Here is a 17,327-nt window from a genome sequence, read left to right as displayed (position 1 = left end):
TTTCTCATCCGGCCGAGGCCGGCCCGTCCGCCGAACACGGCGGAAGCGGGCCGGCCCGCCGGACCGACCGCCTTATCCGGGCCCGTTTCTCATCCGGCCGAGGCCGGCCCGTCCGGCGAACGCGACGGAAGCGGGCCGGCCCGCCGGACCGACCGCCTGCGCCTCGACCACACCACCCACGCACTCACCAGCAACCCGACCCCCGTGGCCAGGACGACGAGCCCGGCCGAGGCCGACTCGTTGACATGATCACCGTTGCCCTCCGGCGCGGGCAGTCCGGCGGCCGCGTAATGGGGGAGGACCAGCAGGCCCGCCCCCACCAGGGCCGGCACCGCCCAGCCGATGCCCTCGCGGCGCGAGGGCCGGAGGGACACCAGCGCACCCACGGTCAGCAGCACCGCACAGCCCAGCGCCGGCAGCATCGTGTACGTCAGCCACTCGGACAGCAACGGCCGCCAGTACCACTGCGATTCGGGCCTCGGCCCGTCGAAGTAGTACAGGGTCCGAGGCTGCGGCGCACCCAGGAAGTCCCGGAGCGTCCCCGGCACGAGCCCGCCCAGCAGGCCGCCGACGAAGACCAGGCCCGCGAAACGCGCCGCCCCGGTGTCCTGCCCTCGCCAAGCCGCCTGGGCGACCCGAAGACCCACGACGGCGCACCAACCGGCCAGCAGCCCCAGGAACACGCCCTTGACCGCCCCGTACCCGATCGGAATCCAGACGTTCCAGGGATAGTTCTGCGTGTGCGAGGCGCGCCAACTCCCCGCAAGACACCAGGCAACCGCCCCCGCCGCCACACCCCATGGCGCGACCCCCACGACCCGTCGACGTCCCGCAGCAACACGAGCGACCGACACCCGACCCCGACGCCCCCTTCGCCGCATTGGAAACCATCCGCCCCATATATCCCGATACTCCCGCCCGGCGTCGGCCGCAGCGCCTGTCGCAACCCGGGACGCGGCAGTCGTCCGTACGGTTGCGCAGGGCTCGACCGACCACCGCACAGGGGGGACAGGGCTCCATCGAGGCGAGTGGGGCCCGGCCCGCCCGACCCCGCCCACCAGGCTGCAATCAGCCATGGGAGAACCCGCCTGCGCCCCGCCCACCCCGTACGGCAGCATGGACGCATGTCCGTACTGACGCGCGACGAAGCGCAGACCCGAGCCCAGTTCCTCGACGTACACCGGTACCTGATCGACCTCGATCTGACCGGAGGCGAGGAGACCTTCGACTCCCGTACCGTCATCCGGTTCACCGCAGCCACGGCCGGAGACACGTTCGTCGAGCTCAAGCCGGCCACCCTGCGCTCGATCAGCCTCGACGGACAGCCCCTCGACCCCGCAGACCTCACCGAGAACCGCTTCCCGCTCACCGCACTCACCGCCGGCGCACACGAACTGCGCATCGACGCCGCCATGCGCTACTCCCGCACCGGCGAAGGCATGCACCACTTCACCGACCCGACCGACGGCGAAATGTACGTCTACACCCAGCTGTTCATGGAGGACGTCCAGCGCGTCTTCGCCGCCTTCGACCAGCCCGACCTCAAGTCCGTCTTCGAGCTCACCGTCACCGCCCCCGACGGCTGGACCGTCCTCGGCAACGGCGTCGCCGAGCACCGGGGCGACGGGCGCTGGACCCTGGCCGCGACCCCGCCGATCTCCACCTACCTCGTCGCTGTCGCCGCGGGCCCCTGGCACTCCGTGACCACCGAACACGCCGGACTGCCCTTCGGCATCCACTGCCGCCGCTCGCTCGCCCCGTACCTCGACACGGACGCCGACGAGATCTTCGACATCACCCGCGCCTGCTTCGACCGCTTCCACGAGAAGTTCGACGAGCCCTACCCCTTCGACTCCTACGACCAGGCCTTCGTACCCGAGTTCAACGCCGGCGCCATGGAGAACCCCGGACTCGTCACCTTCCGCGACGAGTTCGTCTACCGCTCCGCCGTCACCGACACCGAACGCCAGACCCGCGGCATGGTCATCGCCCACGAAATGGCCCACATGTGGTTCGGTGACCTCGTCACCCTCGCCTGGTGGGACGACATCTGGCTCAACGAGTCCTTCGCCGAGTACATGGGCTACCAGACCCTCGCCGAAGCCACCCGCTTCACCGACACCTGGGTCGACTTCGGCGTCGCCCGCAAGGGCTGGGGATACGACGCCGACCAGCGTCCCTCCACCCACCCCGTCGCCCCCGACCCGGCCGCCGTACCCGACACCGCGTCCGCGATGCTCAACTTCGACGGCATCTCCTACGCCAAGGGCGCATCAGCCCTGCGTCAACTCGTCGCCTGGCTCGGCGAGAAGGACTTCCTGGCCGGCATCAACACCCACTTCGCCCGCCACAAGTTCGCCAACGCCACCCTCGCCGACTTCATCGACAACCTCGCATCGGCCACCGACCGCGACGTCCACGCCTGGGCCGACGCCTGGCTGCGCACCACCGGAGTCGACACCCTCACCCCCCGCGTCGAGGAGTCCGACGGTACGTGGTCCCTCACCGTCGACCACAACGGCAGCCGCCCCCACCGCATCGCCGTAGGCGCGTACGACCTCACCCCCGACCCCCACCTCGGCTCCGACCGCCTCGTCCCGCGCGACCGGTTCGAGATCGACGTCCCCCACAACGGCACCGCCGAAGCACTGCCCGGACGCCGACCCGCCCTCGTCGTCATCAATGACGGCGACCTCAGCTACGCCAAGGTCCGCCTCGACCCCACATCCTGGGAAACCGTCGTACGCGACCTCTCCGGCATCCCCGACGCACTGACCCGTGCCGTCGTCTGGAACACCGCCCGAGACATGGTCCGCGACGGCGAACTCGCCCCCACCACCTACCTCGAAGCGGCCCGCGCACACCTCCCGCACGAGACCGACCTGGCCCTCGCCCAGGGCGTACTCGCCTTCGCCGGCACCCACATCGCCGACCGCTACCTCACCCCCGAGCACCGGCCCGCCGCCCTCGCCACCCTCACCGCACTGTGCCGCGACCTCATCCGCCGCACCGAGGACGGCCACAACCCCGGCCTCCGCCTCATCGCCGTACGCCACCTCATCGACGCCGCCACCCAGCCCGACACCATCCACGACTGGCTCACCAACGGCACCGTCCCCGGCGGACCCGAACTCGACCCCGAACTGCGCTGGCGCATCCTCACCCGCCTCGCCGTCCTCGGCGCCACCGACGAAACCACCATCGCCGCGGAACTCGAGCACGACCCCAGCGCCACCGGACAGCAGGGCGCCGCCCGCTGCCGCGCCGCCCTCCCCACCCCCGAGGCCAAGGCCGCCGCCTGGCACGCCCTGTTCAACGACGACAGCCTCTCCAACTACCTCTTCACCGCCACCGCCCAGGGCTTCTGGCAGCCCGAACAGGCCGACCTCGTACGGGACTACGTGCCCCGCTACTACCCCGAGGCGACCCGGCTCGCCACCCGCCGCGGCCCCGCCATCGCCGAAGCCGCCGGCCGCTACGCATTCCCCGCGTACGCCGTCGACACGGAAAGCCTCCACCTCGGCGAACAGGCCCTGAACGACAAGGACCTCATCCCGGCCCTCCACCGCAAACTCATCGACCAGATCGACGACCTGCGCCGCGCCCTCGCCGTACGCAACGCCCACTGACCCACACGGCCCGCACCACCCGTGCGGTCCCCGAAGCAAAACCCGCACCACCCGTGCCCGGCGCCACCCCCACCACACAGGGAGGCGCCGGGCACACCCATGTCCGGCGCCACACCCATACCACCAGAGCCCCCGAAAACAGCCCCCCGCCCCTCCCACATCCCCCTTTCGAGTTCAGATCACCGAGCTCTCCGGCCGCGCCCCCGAAAACCCGGACAAGCTGGCATGTCCACCCATGCCCGCCCACACCCCCCACCCACGCGCACCCGAAGGGCCCACCACCATGCCCACCCCACCCCTCGCCGGCTCCACCACCGGCCCCGCCGCCCTGCGCCCCCTCATCGACACCGTCCTCACCGCACTCCACGACGGCGCCCACCGACGCGACGGCCCCCTCCCCGCAGGCGGACCCGACGCCGTCACCCCCCGCACACGCACCACCACCCACCCCGTCATCCCCGACCACGGCACCGGACCCCACGACGCCCTGCGCACCCTCGTCACCGCCCTCGCCGAAGGCGCCGCAGACCCCGCACACCCACTCTGCGCCGCCCACCTCCACACCCCACCCCTCGCCCTCGCCACCGCCGCCGACCTCGCCGCCTCCGCCCTCAACCCCTCCATGGACTCCTGGGACCAGGCCCCCGCCGCCTCCGCCCTCGAAGCCGACCTCACCGCCGCACTCGCCACCGAGATCTACCCCCACCACCCCTCACCCGACGCACTCGTCACCACCGGCGGCACCGAAGCCAACCAACTCGCCCTGCTCCTCGCCCGCGAACGCAACGGCCCCGTACAGACCATCTGCGCCGCCAACGCCCACCACAGCATCACCCGCGCCGCCTGGCTCCTCGGCCTCCCCACACCCGTCGTCATCCCCGCCCCCACCGGCGTCATGGACCTCACCGCACTCGACGAAGCCCTCACCCGGCTCCACAGCCCCCACCGTGCCCTCTTCGTAACCGCCACCGCAGGCACCACCGACACCGGCCACATCGACCCCCTCACCGACATCGCCGACCTCTGCACCACCCACGGCGCCGAACTCCACATCGACGCCGCCTACGGCGGACCCCTCCTCTTCAGCCCCACCCACCGACGCAAGGTCCACGGCCTCGACCGCGCCCACAGCGTCACCCTCGACCTGCACAAACTCGGCTGGCAACCCGCCTGTGCAGGCATCCTCGCCGTTCCCCACCGCACCTACCTCGACGCACTCCACCACCGCGCCTCCTACCTCAACGCCGACGACGACACCGAAGCCGGCCTCCCCGACCTCCTCGGCCGCTCCCTGCGCACCACCCGCCGCCCCGACGCCCTCAAGATCGCCGTCACCCTCAAAGCCCTCGGCCGCACCGGCCTCGCCGACCTCATCGACCGCACCATCGCCACCGCCCACCACCTCGCCGACCTCATCGTCGACACCCCCACCCTCGACCTCTACGACCGCCCCACCATCAGCACCGTCCTCTTCCGCCCCACCGACGCCGACGACCACACCGTCGCCACCATCCGCCGCACCCTCCTCACCCGCGGCCACGCCGTACTCGGCCGCGCCCACACCGACGACCGCCTCTGGCTCAAAGCCACCCTCCTCAACCCCCACACCACCCCCGACGACCTCCGCACACTCCTCGACCTCGTCAACCAACTCACCACCGACCTCGCGGAAGGCAACACCCCCCGATGACCGACCTGCCCACCCCCGAAACCAACCAGCCGAACGACCTCGTCGGCATCGGCATCGGCCCTTTCAACCTCTCCCTCGCCGCCCTCGCCCACGGCATCCCCGGCAACCCCCACCCACTCGCCGCCACCTTCTACGAACAACGCCCCGCCTTCCACTGGCACCCCGGCCTCCTCATCGACGGAGCCAGCCTCCAAGTCCCCTTCCTCGCCGACCTCGTCACCCTCGCCGACCCCGCAAGCCCCTGGACCTTCCTCAACTACCTGCGCACCCGCGACCGGCTCTTCCCCTTCTACTTCGCCGAACGCTTCCACATCCAACGCGCCGAATACGACGCCTACTGCCGCTGGGTCAGCGACCAACTCCCCGGCCTCCACTTCAGCCACCAGGTCGACGCGGTCCGCTGGAACAATGAACGAAGCCTCTTCGAAATCGACTTCACCCAACTCGACAAAGACGGCGAAGCCGAAGCACTGGGCCGCGCCCACACCCGCCACATCGCCCTCGGAATCGGCACCGAACCCCACATCCCCGAACCCCTCGAACCCCTCGCCGAAGCCGAATCCGTACCCGTCATCCACTCAGCCGACTACCTCCACCACCGCGAAAAAATCCTCGCCGCCGAACACATCACCGTCATCGGCTCAGGACAGTCCGGCGCCGAAATCTTCCTCGACCTCCTGCGCGCCCGCCCCACCGGCCGCGAAAAACTCCACTGGCTCGCCCGCACCCAGGCATTCGCCCCCATGGAGTACTCCAAACTCGGCCTCGAACACTTCACCCCCGACTACAGCCGCTACTTCCACGCCCTCCCCGAATCCGTACGCGACGAACTCGTCCCCCACCAATGGCAACTCCACAAAGGCATCGACGCCGACACCATCGCCGCCATCCACGACGAGCTCTACCGCCGCACCCTCCACGGCGGCTGGCCCGACACCACCCTCACCCCCGGCGTCCGGGTACGCACCGCAGGACGCGTCGCCGACACTCGCGTCGAACTCCACCTCGAACACACCCAGCAGAACACCCGCTCCAGCCTCACCACCGACGCCGTCATCCTCGCCACCGGCTACCGCGAACGCTCCCTCGACCGCATCCTCACCGGCCTCGACCCCCACATGCGCCGCGACGCCTCCGAACGCCCCCGCATCGACGACCGGTTCCGCCTCGTCCTCGACCCCACCGTCACCGGCCACGTCTACGTACAGAACGCCGAACGCCACACCCACGGCGTCGGCGCCCCCGACCTCGGACTCGCCGCCTGGCGCAGCGCCACCATCCTCAACGACCTCACCGGCACCAACGCCTACCCCCTCCCCGCACGCACCGCCTTCACCACCTTCGGCCTCACCCCCCAAAAACCCACCATCCCCACCCACAACCCCGACCTCATCCCCCTCGCCCAAGGCAACTGACCCCCGCACAAAGACAACAGGCGGCCGCCCCCTCCACAAGGAAAGGAGACGGCCGCCGACCCGACGAGCAAACGCCTAGAACACCGGCATACCGTCCCGCGTCAGACGCCAGTCCACCGACGCGAACTGCGCACCATCCACCGAACCCTTCGCCTGCACCCAGCCGATGATCGTGTTACGGATCTCCTCCGAGTTCGCCCACAACTGCTTCGCACCCGCCACATGCGGGAAATTGCCACCGCCACTCGCACGGTAGTTGTTCACCGCCAGCACGAACTGCGCCGCCGGATCGATCGGCTTCCCCTCGAACGCCAGACCAACGATCCGCGAACCATTCGGCTTCGCGATGTCGATCTCGTACGTCAGACCCGACACCGCGTCATAGTTGTAGTCCGGAGTATTGTCCGCGTTCGTCAGCTTCGCCGTGTCCACCGGAGCACCCGCCGCCGTCTGCACGTAGTACCGGGCCGAGAACTCCAGATAGTCCTTGATCTGCGCACCTGTCAGCAACCGCGCCTCAAGGGTGTTCTCGAACGGATACAGCCCCGCCGCGTCCTTGATCGTCACCTTCCCGGCCGGGATCTGCGCCGTACGCGAGAAACACGACGCCTGCGACAGCACCGGAAGCGCCGCGTACGCCCCACCCGCCAGCGCCGCCTTCACCGTCTCCGCCTGGACGACATTGATCAGATCGATGATCGGCTCGTCCTTCCACGCCGCCTCCGCCGTCGTCATCGCCGCCGTCGACGTACCGATGACCTGATTGACGTACGCCACGACCTTCTTGTGCTCGTCCACGAGCAACCCCGTGACCTTCGGGTCCTCATCCACGGTGTTGGAGTTCAGCACCTGCGAACCCGCCTTCTCCACCACCCAGCGACCCTTCTCCCACACCAGATCGAAGTCGAACAGCGTCAGCCGCTGCCCCCACTTCAACGGCTCCGAGAGCACCACCTTCTTGCCGGTCTGCTTGTTCTCCACGAAGTACTCGGGGATCTCCAGATGCGCATGCCCGACCAGAATCGCGTCGATACCCGGCACCTGCTCGGCCACCAGACCCGCCGCATTCTCGACATACGGGACCTGATCACCGTACGACGACGTACCACTGGTGCCCGAGTGCGCCGAGACGATCACGACATCCGCACCCATGGAACGCAGCCGCGGCACGAACTTCGCCGCCTGCTCCTCCAGCCCCGGGAACACCATCTTCCCGCTGACGTTCGCCTTGTCCCAGATGGCGATGCCCGGGTTGGTCAGCCCCAGGATCGCCACCTTCACATCCCGACCGTGCGGGGTACGCAGCTTCTTGATGACGTACGGGGCGAACGCCGGCTGCAACGTCTTCGCATCCAGCGCGTTCGCACCCAGCAGCGGGAAATCGCACTGCTCCTCGAACTTCCGCAGCACCGGAATGCCGTAATTGAACTCGTGGTTGCCGAGCGCCGCAGCGTCGTAGCCGATGGCGTTCATCGCCTGAGCCATCGGGTGCACCGGCCCACGCTTCGCCGTGATCGGATCGATCTTCGCGTAGTAGTACGACAACTGGGTGCCCTGGATCGTGTCACCCGCATCGATCAACAGGGTGTTGTGCCGGCCCTTCTCCCGGCGCACCTGGTCCACCAGGGTCGAGATCTTGGCCAGACCGACGTCGTTGTGAGCCTTGTCGTCGAACTCCGCGTCGGTGAAGTAGTCCCAGTTGAAGACGTTCCCGTGCAGATCGGTGGTGCCCATCACGGTGAACGAGTACCGCTTCGGCTGATGCCCCTGGCCCTGCCCGTCGCCACCACCCTGGGCGGCCGCGGGAACGGCGGAGCCACCCGCGATCGCCACAGCGGCACCGGCGGCCGCCGATGTGCCCAGGAACGTCCTACGGTTCAGCGGCATTTCGTCTCCCACATCTCAGATCTCGTACAGCTCAGTGCTGGTACAGCTCGGTTCTGGTACAGCTCAGTGCTCGTGCAGCTCAGTGCTCGTACAGCTCAGTTCTCGCAGCGCACAACGCGCGTAGATAATGACCCAGGAGCCACACCCGGCAACACCCCCTGCAGGTTTCGATCTGATGACCACCGGCTGTCGTACCCGGATGCGACAGTGGACACATGACCGACACCCCACCGCCCTACGGCACCCCCGACCACCCCCGCGTCGCCGTCCGAGGCGAAGCCCGCCTCGAAGTCGACCCCGAGACCGCCCACGTCGGCATCACCGTCACCGCCCGCGGCAAAGACCGCCGCGCCGCCCTCGAAGACCTCACCCGACGCAACAACCACGTCCTCGAACTCGCACGGTCCTACGGACAAGCAGTCGAAAAACTCGAAACCGGCGCATTCTCCATCACCCCCGAACTCACCCAACGCGGCCGCGACGAAAAAATCCGCGCCTACCACGGCCGCGTCCACGTCACCGCCGTCCTCAACGACTTCACCGCACTCGGCGAATTCACCACCCGCGTCGCCGACCTCGACATGACCCGCGTCAACGGCCCCTGGTGGGCACTGCGCCCCGACTCACCCGCCCACGCGAACGCCCGCCGCCAAGCCGTACACGAAGCCGTCCAACGCGCCCGCGAATACGCCGACGCCCTCGGCGCCCACCTCACCGCCCTGGTCGAACTCGCCGACCTCGGCGCAGAGAACGCCATCGCGGCAGCCCCCATGCCCGCCGCACCCGGCGGCATCCGCAGCCGCGCCGCCTACGGCGGAGCAGCGGCCGAACCCGCCCCCGCCCTCGACCTCGAACCACAACGCCAGACCGTCTACGCCCAGGTGAACGCCCGCTTCACCATGTCACCGCCAAAACTATAAAGAGAATGCTCATTCGAGCACACCGGCGCACAATTCAACACTTGTCAATAACCTTTCATCCGAAGGTTGTTGAGCAGTCATGTGCGGCCAAATAACTACCCGTAGGTAAGGTCTAGGGTCGAACCATGCGCCGAGCAAAAATCGTTTGCACCCTGGGACCCGCCACCGACACATACGACCAGATCAAGGCATTGGTCGAAGCGGGAATGGACATCGCCCGCCTCAACCTCAGCCACGGCACCTACGCCGAACACGAAGAGCGATACCGCCACGTACGCAAGGCCTCCGACGAAAGCGGACACAGCGTCGGCATCCTCGCCGACCTTCAAGGCCCGAAGATCCGCCTCGGACGCTTCCGCGAAGGCCCCGTACTCCTTGAACGCGGCGACGACTTCACCATCACCGTCGAACCCATGGAAGGCGACCGCCACACCTGCGGCACCACCTACGACGGCCTCGCCACCGACGTCACCACAGGCGAACGCATCCTCGTCGACGACGGTCGCGTCACCCTCGAAGTCACCGAAGTGGACGGCCCCCGCGTCCACACCACCGTCATCGAGGGCGGCATGGTCTCCGACCACAAGGGCCTCAACCTCCCCGGCGTCGCCGTCTCCGTCCCCGCACTCTCCGACAAGGACATCGAAGACCTCCGCTGGGCCCTGCGCACCGGCGCCGACATCATCGCCCTCTCCTTCGTACGCAGCGCACGCGACATCGAGGACGTCCACCGCATCATGGACGAGGAGGGCCGCCGCCTCCCCGTCATCGCCAAGGTCGAGAAACCCCAGGCCGTCGACAACATCGACGGCATCGTCGCCGCCTTCGACGGCATCATGGTCGCCCGCGGCGACCTCGGCGTCGAAATGCCCCTGGAACAGGTGCCGATCGTCCAGAAGCGCGCGATCAAACTCGCCAGGCGCAACGCCAAGCCGGTCATCGTCGCCACCCAGATGCTCGACTCGATGATCGACAACTCCCGCCCCACCCGCGCCGAGGCCTCCGACGTCGCCAACGCGGTCATCGACGGCACGGACGCGGTGATGCTCTCCGGCGAGACCAGCGTCGGCAAGTACCCCATCGAGACGGTCCGCACGATGTCCCGCATCGTGGAAGCCGCCGAGGAGGACATCCTCGCCAAGGGTCTCCCGCCCCTGACCGACCGCAACAAGCCCCGCACCCAGGGCGGCGCGGTGGCCCGCGCGGCGGCCGAGATGGGCGACTTCCTGGGCGCCAAGTTCCTGGTCGCCTTCACCCAGAGCGGCGACACGGTCAGGCGCCTCTCCCGCTACCGCTCGCCCATCCCGCTCCTGGCCTTCACCCCGGCCCCGGCCACCCGCTCCCAGCTCAACCTGACCTGGGGCGTCGAGACCTTCCTCGGCCCGCAGGTGGAATCGACGGACGCGATGGTGGCCCAGGTCGACGAGGAGCTGCTGAAGATCGGCCGCTGCGAGAAGGGCGACGTCGTGATCATCACGGCCGGCTCCCCGCCGGGAGTCCCGGGCTCGACGAACCTGGTCCGGGTCCACCACATCGGCGAGGACGACAGCGCGAAGTAGGCCGGTCGGTCGTCAGTACTTCGGCCCGACGTGGGCGTCCATGAGCGCGACGGACGCCCGTCGGGCGACGGAGATGTTGTACCCCTTGCCTGCACGGGTGCAGTGCGTCCACTCGATGCCGAGTTTGTCCAGGGTGTCGGTGTAGAGCTGCCGGATGTCGTCCGAGACGTTCGTGAACCAGTACCTCGGGTACTCATAGCGCTTGCGTACGCCGCCGACCATCCGAGTCGTCCAGTTCATGTTCCGGCAACCGTCGGAGTGGATGAGTCCACGGATGAAGTCCCAGGGGTGGGCGTCGACGATTTCCTTCTGCCAGGGTTCGAGGATGATGGGGCGCTCGTGCTTCCTGCCGGGGCCGTGTTGCGGGAACAAGCACCACAGGTGCTTGGAGACCACCTTGACCTGGCGGCATCCCATCCGGCGCACCCTGCACACGGCATTTTCCGGAAAGACGGCGCGCATGGCGTTTTCGCACAGGTCCATGAGGCCCGGCCAGGCATCGGCGCAGGCAATCGACAGGCTGGGAGTGCTCATCCTCCTGTTCTGCACGATGTGCCCATCGCCGAGGTAAAGGCCAAAGAGGTACGCGTACGCAGATTGATCAAGCTCGCCTTCGCATCGAGGACAAAATGAACGGTGGGCTCCGGGGCACTCGCCGCGTTTGGCGCGGTCCATGTGTTTCCAGTAGCTGATGGTGCCTGCCGGGATGTTCAGCTTCCGCGCCACGTCCGCGTTCTTTGCGCCGTCTCGGAGGAGAGTGAGCGCCCTCTGCCGTAGTTCTGGTCCGTGGAAGTTCATACGAACACCATGAGTGACCACTCGCTACTGAGTGCAGCAGAAAGCGGATGTTCACGAGAACGTGAACATCCGCTTTGTCTCACCTGTGCCGAGTGCGGGATTCGAACCCGCAAGCCCTTTCGGGCAGATGTGTTTGAGACATCCGTGTATGCCATTCCACCAACCCGGCGAGGTTGCTGCCGGAAAGTGTACCGGGTGACATGCCCGGTCCGCTGCTAGGTAGGCTCAAGGGAGCTGTACCTGCCCTTGGAACAAGGAGTCCCCGTGACCGCCCCCGAGTCGCCCCAGCCCGCAGCCGACGACGACAAGTCGCACGTTCCGCCGCTGACGACTCGCGTCGTCATCGCGGAGGACGAGGCGCTCATTCGTCTCGATCTCAAAGAGATGCTGGAGGAAGAGGGCTACGCGGTCGTCGGCGAGGCCGGGGACGGGCAGCGGGCCGTCGAGCTCGCCCGGGAGCACCGGCCGGACCTGGTCATCCTCGATGTGAAGATGCCGGTCCTCGACGGGATCTCCGCCGCGGAGAAGATCGCCGAGGAGTCCATCGCGCCCGTCCTGATGCTCACCGCGTTCTCGCAGCGCGATCTCGTGGAGCGGGCGCGGGACGCCGGAGCGATGGCGTATCTCGTGAAGCCGTTCAGCAAGAGCGACGTGGTGCCGGCCATCGAGATGGCGGTGTCGCGGTTCGCGGAGCTGAAGGCGTTGGAGGGTGAGGTCGCCGACCTCGCGCAGCGGCTGGAGACGCGGAAGCTGGTGGACCGGGCGAAGAGCATTCTGCAGACGGATTACGGTCTGTCGGAGCCGGCCGCGTTCCGGTGGATCCAGAAGACGTCGATGGACCGTCGGCTGTCGATGCAGCAGCTTGCCGAGGCGTTGATCGAGGACGCCGAGGAGAAGAAGAAGGCGGCCGAGTAGCCCGTACATATGAAGAGGCCCGTACCCGGTGAGCCGGGTGCGGGCCTCCTTCATGTGTACGGGAGGGGTGTCAGTCCTCGCCGAGGTAGGCCTTGCGGACGGACTCGTCGTGGAGGAGGTCCGCGCCGGTGCCGGAGAGGACGATCTTGCCGACCTCCATGACGTGGCCGTGGTCCGCGAGGGAGAGTGCGGCCTGGGCGTTCTGCTCGACGAGCAGGATGGTGGTGCCCTGGGCCTTGAGTTCGACGATGGTCTCCATGATCTTCTGCATCATGATCGGGGAGAGGCCCATGGAGGGTTCGTCGAGCATCAGGAGTTTGGGCTGGCACATGAGGGCCCTGCCCATGGCGAGCATCTGCTGTTCGCCGCCCGAGAGGGTTCCGGCGGCCTGCTTGCGGCGTTCCCCGAGGATGGGGAAGAGGTCGTAGGCGCGCTGGATGTCCTTCTCGATGCCTGCCTTGTCGTTGCGGAGGTAGGCGCCGAGCTGGAGGTTCTCGGTGATCGTCAGCCGGGGGAAGATGTGGCGTCCCTCGGGGGAGTGGGCGAGGCCCAGGGAGACGACCTTGTGGGCCGGGATGTTGGCGAGTGGTTGGCCGTCGAAGGTGATGCGGCCGCTGGCCGGCTTGAGCAGTCCGGAGAGGGTGCGCAGGGTGGTGGTCTTGCCCGCACCGTTGGTGCCGATGAGGGTGACGACCTGGCCGGCTTCGACGGTGAAGGAGATGCCCTTGACGGCTTCGATCTTGCCGTAGGCGACGCGGAGGTCCTCGACCTCCAGTAGTGCGGTCATCGGGCGTCCTCCTCCTCGGTGCCGGTGGTGCCGGTGGTGCCGGTGGTGCTGTCGGTTTCGGTGGTGTTGTTGGTGTCTGCGGCGGCGTCGGCCGCCTTGGTGGCGACGGCTTCGGCGGCTTCGACCTCGGCGACCTCTTCGGCGCCGGGGGCGCCTTCGAAGGGGGTGCCGAGGTAGGCGGCGACGACGCGCTCGTCGCTCTGGACGACGTCGGAGGTGCCTTCGACGAGTTTCTCGCCCTGGACGAGGACGGCGACGCGGTCGCAGAGGTTGAAGATGAACCGCATGTCGTGCTCGATGACGAGGACGGCGATGCCCTGGTCGCGGATGGCGAAGATGAGTTCTTCGGTGACGCGGGTTTCCTGCGGGTTCATGCCGGCGGTGGGCTCGTCGAGGAGGAGGAGTCCGGGGTCGCTGGCCAGTGCGCGGGCGATTTCCAGCTTGCGCTGGTCTCCGTAGGGGAGGTTGCGCGCGAGGTGGTCGGCCTTGTCCTGGAGGCCGATGAATTCCAGGAGTTGCATGGCTCGTTCGCGGCTGGCGTGTTCGGCCTTGGTGAAGCCGGGGAGCCGCAGGAGGGCGGACCAGAGGCCTTCCTTGGTCCTGGTGTGGCGTCCGACGAGGACGTTCTCCAGGACGGTCATGTTGGCGAAGAGCCGGATGTTCTGGAAGGTGCGGGCGATGCCTGCCTGGGTGACGAGGTGGGGCTTGGGCGGCAGGACGGTGCCCTTGTAGCTGACCTTGCCCTCGGTGGGGACGTAGAGGCCGGTGAGGCAGTTGAAGAAGGTGGTCTTGCCGGCGCCGTTGGGGCCGATGAGGCCGACGATTTCGCCCGCGTTGACGGTGAGGTCGACGTTTCGTACGGCGGTGAGGCCGCCGAAGCGCATGGTGACGCCGTTGGCGTCGAGGACGGTGGTGGCGGTTTTCGTGGTGGTCATGGTGGTCACGCCCCCGCCTTGGCGATGCCGGCGCCGGTTTCTTCGGACTGCCGTGGCTCCGGTAGGTCGAGCTGGTCGGTCTCGTGGAATTCGAGCTGCTTCCTGCGGTCGGCGACGAGGCCTTCGGGGCGCAGGCGCATCAGGAGGATGAGTGCGACTCCGAAGAGGAAGAGCTGGTAGTCCTGCATGAACTGGAGCTTGGCCGGGATGAGGTAGAGCAGTGCGGCGCCGACGAGGGGTCCGCTGAGGGTTCCCATGCCGCCGAGGATGACGGCGGCGAGGAGGAACGCGGAGTTGGGTGGTACGGAGCCGGCGAACTGGTACTGCTCGGGTGTCACGGTGTAGTTGACGTGTGCCTGGACGGTTCCGGCGAGGCCGGCGAGGGTGGCGCCGAGGGCGAAGGCCAGCAGTTTGAGCCGGAAGGCGTTGATGCCCATGGCGGTGGCTGCGGTTTCGTCTTCGCGGATGGCGACCCAGGCGCGGCCGATGCGGGATTCTCCGGAGCGGCGGAAGACGAGGACGACGACGGCGGTGAAGACGAGCATCAGCAGGTAGTAGTTGGCCGACCTGCCGAGGTTGAAGCCGAGGATGTCGTGCTTGAGTCCGAAGTCGAATCCGAAGAAGTCGAGGTCGGGGATGCTGGGGATGCCCTGGGAGCCGTTGGTGAGGTCGGGTCCGCTGTTGCCGTTGAGGTTGTTCACGGTGAGGCGGAAGATTTCACCGAAGCCGAGGGTGACGATGGCGAGGTAGTCGCCGCGTAGTCGGAGGGTGGGGGCGCCGATGAGGACGCCGAAGATGAGCGAGGCTCCGGCGCCGGTGAGTACGGCGGCCCAGAAGGGGAATTCGACGCCGATGGCCGACATGGTGGAGCCGGATACCAGGGCGGCGGCGTAGGCGCCGACGCCGAGGAAGGCGACGTATCCGAGGTCGAGGAGGCCGGCGAGGCCGACGACGACGTTGAGGCCGAGTGCCACGGTCGCGAAGATGAGGATGTTGGCGCCGATGAGCGCGTATTCCTCTTTCTGCTGGGTGAAGGGGAAGCAGACGGCTGCGACGAGGGCGGCGGCGAGGGTGACGTTGCGGTGCTTGGTGGTGAGTGCGGTGACGCGGGAGACGAGTCCGGCGCGGTGGAGTGCGGTGAAGGCGAAGCCGACGGTGATGAGGAAGCCGATGAAGAGTTCGGCGTAGTCGGTGTCGATTCCGTAGCTGAAGATGTAGAGGCCGATGCCGAAGGCTACGGCGATGATGAGGATTTCGGCCCAGGAGGGGAGGGGGTCGGCGCGGCGGGCCGGTGGGGCGCCGAGGCTGTTGCGGAAGCGCTGCCAGGCGGTGGTGCCGGTGGCGGTGTGTGGCTGGTCCCCGGGGAGGCCGAGTGCGGCGATGGCGGCGATGAGTGCGCCGATGCCGCTGACCCAGGCGCCGGGTTCGAGGTTGACGACGCCGCCGAGGTCGTAGGCGATGGCGCCGATGGCGTAGCCGGTGGTGCCGAGGGTGCCGAGGGCCAGGAGGCGGACGGGGCTGTTGGTGCCGCCCGGGGTGAGCCAGCGCAGGCCTCGGATGCCGTATCCGGAGAGTGTGAGGAGCAGGGTGAGTGCGGCGCTGACGAGGGTGAGGACCTGGAGGCCGCCGGGGTAGCCGGTGACGGTGAGGTCGCCGGGGAATTCGCTGGTCCAGGTCCAGGCGAGGAAGGTGCCGGCGAGTGCGATGGCGGCGCCGGCGAGGGTGGCGATGCGGGCGGCGGCTGTGGGGACCGGGAGGAGGGGGGTGGTCCCGGGCGCGGTGGTGTGGTTGGTGGTCATCCGTATCACGCCCGATCCGCGACGCGTTCGCCGAGCAGGCCCTGGGGGCGGAGCAGCAGGACGATGATGAGGAGGACGAAGGCCCATACGTCCTTCCAGGCGCCGCCGCCGAAGAGTTCCATGCCGGGGACGTTGCTCATGTAGCCGGTGGCGAGGGATTCGGCGATGCCGAGTACGACGCCGCCGAGCATGGCGCCGTAGATGTTGCCGATGCCGCCGAGTACGGCTGCGGTGAAGGCTTTGAGACCCATGATGAAGCCCATTTTGAAGCCGATCTGGCCGTTCTTGAGCCCGTAGGCGACGGCGGCGACGGCGGCGAACGCGGCACCGATGGCGAAGGCCATGACGATGATGCGGTCGGTGTTGATGCCCATGAGTTTGGCGGTGTCGGGGTCCTGGCTGGTGGCTTGCATGCCGCGGCCGGAGCGGGTCTTGGAGACGAAGAGTCCGAGGGCGAGCATGCAGATGGGTGCGGTGATGAGGACGAAGAGGTCACCGCGTTGGATGTGGGCGCCGAAGATGTCGATCGCTTCGCCCTTGAACTGGGGGAAGGAGCGGTCCTTCTTGGCGTCGGGGTACCACTTCCAGATGGCCTGCTGGAGTGCGAGGGATAGTCCGATTGCGGTGATGAGCGGGGCGAGTCGGGGGGCGCCGCGCAGGGGCCGGTAGGCGAAGCGTTCGGCGGCGGTGCTGACGGCGACGGAGCATATGACGCCGCCGATGATCATGAGCGGGATGATCGCGAGGAGGGAGACACCGGCTGGCATCCAGAGGTATACGGTGAGAGCTCCGAAGCCTCCGATCATGAAGATCTCGCCGTGGGCGAAGTTGATGAGCTGGATGATTCCGTAGACCATCGTGTAGCCGATCGCGATGAGACCGTACATCGCGCCGAGGATGAGTCCATTGGCCAGCTGTTGCGGCAGTTCGTTCACCGCAGGGCCTCCGTGGAGTGGTTCGGATATGGCACCGCGCGGGAGCGCTGGTAGCGCT

The 17,327-nt window shown here is 68.0% G+C and carries 13 protein-coding genes and 1 tRNA gene; 6 read left to right on the top strand and 8 right to left on the bottom strand.

The genetic code is table 11. The features are described from left to right. Positions 1–89 precede the first annotated feature (89 nt). The gene (locus ACFU8Q_RS26890) at positions 90–815 is read right to left on the bottom strand and encodes a hypothetical protein (protein WP_384458281.1); all 726 of its coding nucleotides are present in this window, start codon (positions 813–815) and stop codon (positions 90–92) included. A 309-nt stretch (positions 816–1,124) separates the two neighbouring features. Between ACFU8Q_RS26890 and pepN the strand changes: the two genes are divergently transcribed. The 3 genes from pepN (at position 1,125) to ACFU8Q_RS26875 (ending at position 6,734) form a co-directional block, all read left to right on the top strand. Continuing rightward, positions 1,125–3,629, top strand: a complete 2,505-nt coding sequence (pepN, locus tag ACFU8Q_RS26885; protein ID WP_384458279.1) for an aminopeptidase N — start codon at positions 1,125–1,127, stop codon at positions 3,627–3,629. Positions 3,630–3,912: 283 nt separating this feature from the next. Then, a complete protein-coding gene (locus tag ACFU8Q_RS26880; RefSeq protein ID WP_384458277.1) occupies positions 3,913–5,319 on the top strand; it encodes a pyridoxal phosphate-dependent decarboxylase family protein in 1,407 nt (468 codons plus the stop codon). Next, positions 5,316–6,734 (top strand): lysine N(6)-hydroxylase/L-ornithine N(5)-oxygenase family protein, encoded by a 1,419-nt coding sequence (locus ACFU8Q_RS26875; RefSeq protein WP_384458275.1) that lies wholly within the window; start codon positions 5,316–5,318, stop codon positions 6,732–6,734. Before ACFU8Q_RS26880 ends, ACFU8Q_RS26875 begins: the two co-directional genes overlap by 4 nt. A gap of 75 nt (positions 6,735–6,809) precedes the next feature. Here the strand turns inward: ACFU8Q_RS26875 and ACFU8Q_RS26870 are convergent, their stop codons facing one another. After that, on the bottom strand, positions 6,810–8,621 hold the full coding sequence (locus tag ACFU8Q_RS26870; RefSeq protein ID WP_384458273.1) for a bifunctional metallophosphatase/5'-nucleotidase: 1,812 nt from the start codon (positions 8,619–8,621) through the stop codon (positions 6,810–6,812). A gap of 215 nt (positions 8,622–8,836) precedes the next feature. Between ACFU8Q_RS26870 and ACFU8Q_RS26865 the strand changes: the two genes are divergently transcribed. Continuing rightward, positions 8,837–9,541, top strand: a complete 705-nt coding sequence (locus tag ACFU8Q_RS26865; protein ID WP_384458271.1) for an SIMPL domain-containing protein — start codon at positions 8,837–8,839, stop codon at positions 9,539–9,541. A gap of 125 nt (positions 9,542–9,666) precedes the next feature. After that, positions 9,667–11,100, top strand: coding sequence for a pyruvate kinase (gene pyk / locus ACFU8Q_RS26860; RefSeq protein ID WP_384458269.1), 1,434 nt, complete (start codon positions 9,667–9,669; stop codon positions 11,098–11,100). Positions 11,101–11,112: 12 nt separating this feature from the next. On the opposite strand, the gene ACFU8Q_RS26855 is transcribed toward pyk, so the two are convergent. Both ACFU8Q_RS26855 and ACFU8Q_RS26850 read right to left on the bottom strand, forming a co-directional pair. Continuing rightward, on the bottom strand, positions 11,113–11,898 hold the full coding sequence (locus tag ACFU8Q_RS26855; RefSeq protein WP_384458267.1) for a helix-turn-helix domain-containing protein: 786 nt from the start codon (positions 11,896–11,898) through the stop codon (positions 11,113–11,115). Positions 11,899–11,984: 86 nt separating this feature from the next. Beyond that, positions 11,985–12,067: transfer RNA gene (locus ACFU8Q_RS26850), tRNA-Leu, on the bottom strand. 95 nt (positions 12,068–12,162) lie between these two features. On the opposite strand from ACFU8Q_RS26850, the gene ACFU8Q_RS26845 reads away from it, so the two are divergent. Further along, positions 12,163–12,813, top strand: a complete 651-nt coding sequence (locus tag ACFU8Q_RS26845; RefSeq protein WP_384458265.1) for an ANTAR domain-containing response regulator — start codon at positions 12,163–12,165, stop codon at positions 12,811–12,813. Between the two features lie 70 nt (positions 12,814–12,883). Here ACFU8Q_RS26845 and ACFU8Q_RS26840 read toward each other — a convergent pair whose 3' ends face one another. From ACFU8Q_RS26840 to ACFU8Q_RS26825, 4 genes are read right to left on the bottom strand one after another with little or no spacing between them, the layout of a single operon-like run. Then, positions 12,884–13,600, bottom strand: a complete 717-nt coding sequence (locus ACFU8Q_RS26840) for an ABC transporter ATP-binding protein (RefSeq protein ID WP_384458263.1) — start codon at positions 13,598–13,600, stop codon at positions 12,884–12,886. Continuing rightward, positions 13,597–14,544 (bottom strand): ABC transporter ATP-binding protein, encoded by a 948-nt coding sequence (locus tag ACFU8Q_RS26835; RefSeq protein WP_384458261.1) that lies wholly within the window; start codon positions 14,542–14,544, stop codon positions 13,597–13,599. The genes ACFU8Q_RS26840 and ACFU8Q_RS26835 overlap by 4 nt, the downstream gene beginning before the upstream one ends. Further along, entirely contained in the window at positions 14,541–16,334 is a 1,794-nt protein-coding gene (locus ACFU8Q_RS26830; protein ID WP_384458259.1) for a branched-chain amino acid ABC transporter permease, read from the bottom strand. Before ACFU8Q_RS26830 ends, ACFU8Q_RS26835 begins: the two co-directional genes overlap by 4 nt. Before the next feature lie 5 nt (positions 16,335–16,339). Continuing rightward, a complete protein-coding gene (locus ACFU8Q_RS26825) occupies positions 16,340–17,269 on the bottom strand; it encodes a branched-chain amino acid ABC transporter permease (RefSeq protein ID WP_037699258.1) in 930 nt (309 codons plus the stop codon). Positions 17,270–17,327 lie beyond the last annotated feature (58 nt).

Origin of the sequence: Streptomyces sp. NPDC057543 (genome assembly GCF_042801895.1) — a bacterium.
In the GTDB taxonomy this organism is placed as follows: Bacteria; Actinomycetota; Actinomycetes; order Streptomycetales; family Streptomycetaceae; genus Streptomyces.
The sequence above is the reverse complement of the archived record's forward strand: the minus strand, read 5'-3'. Positions and strand labels throughout refer to the sequence as shown.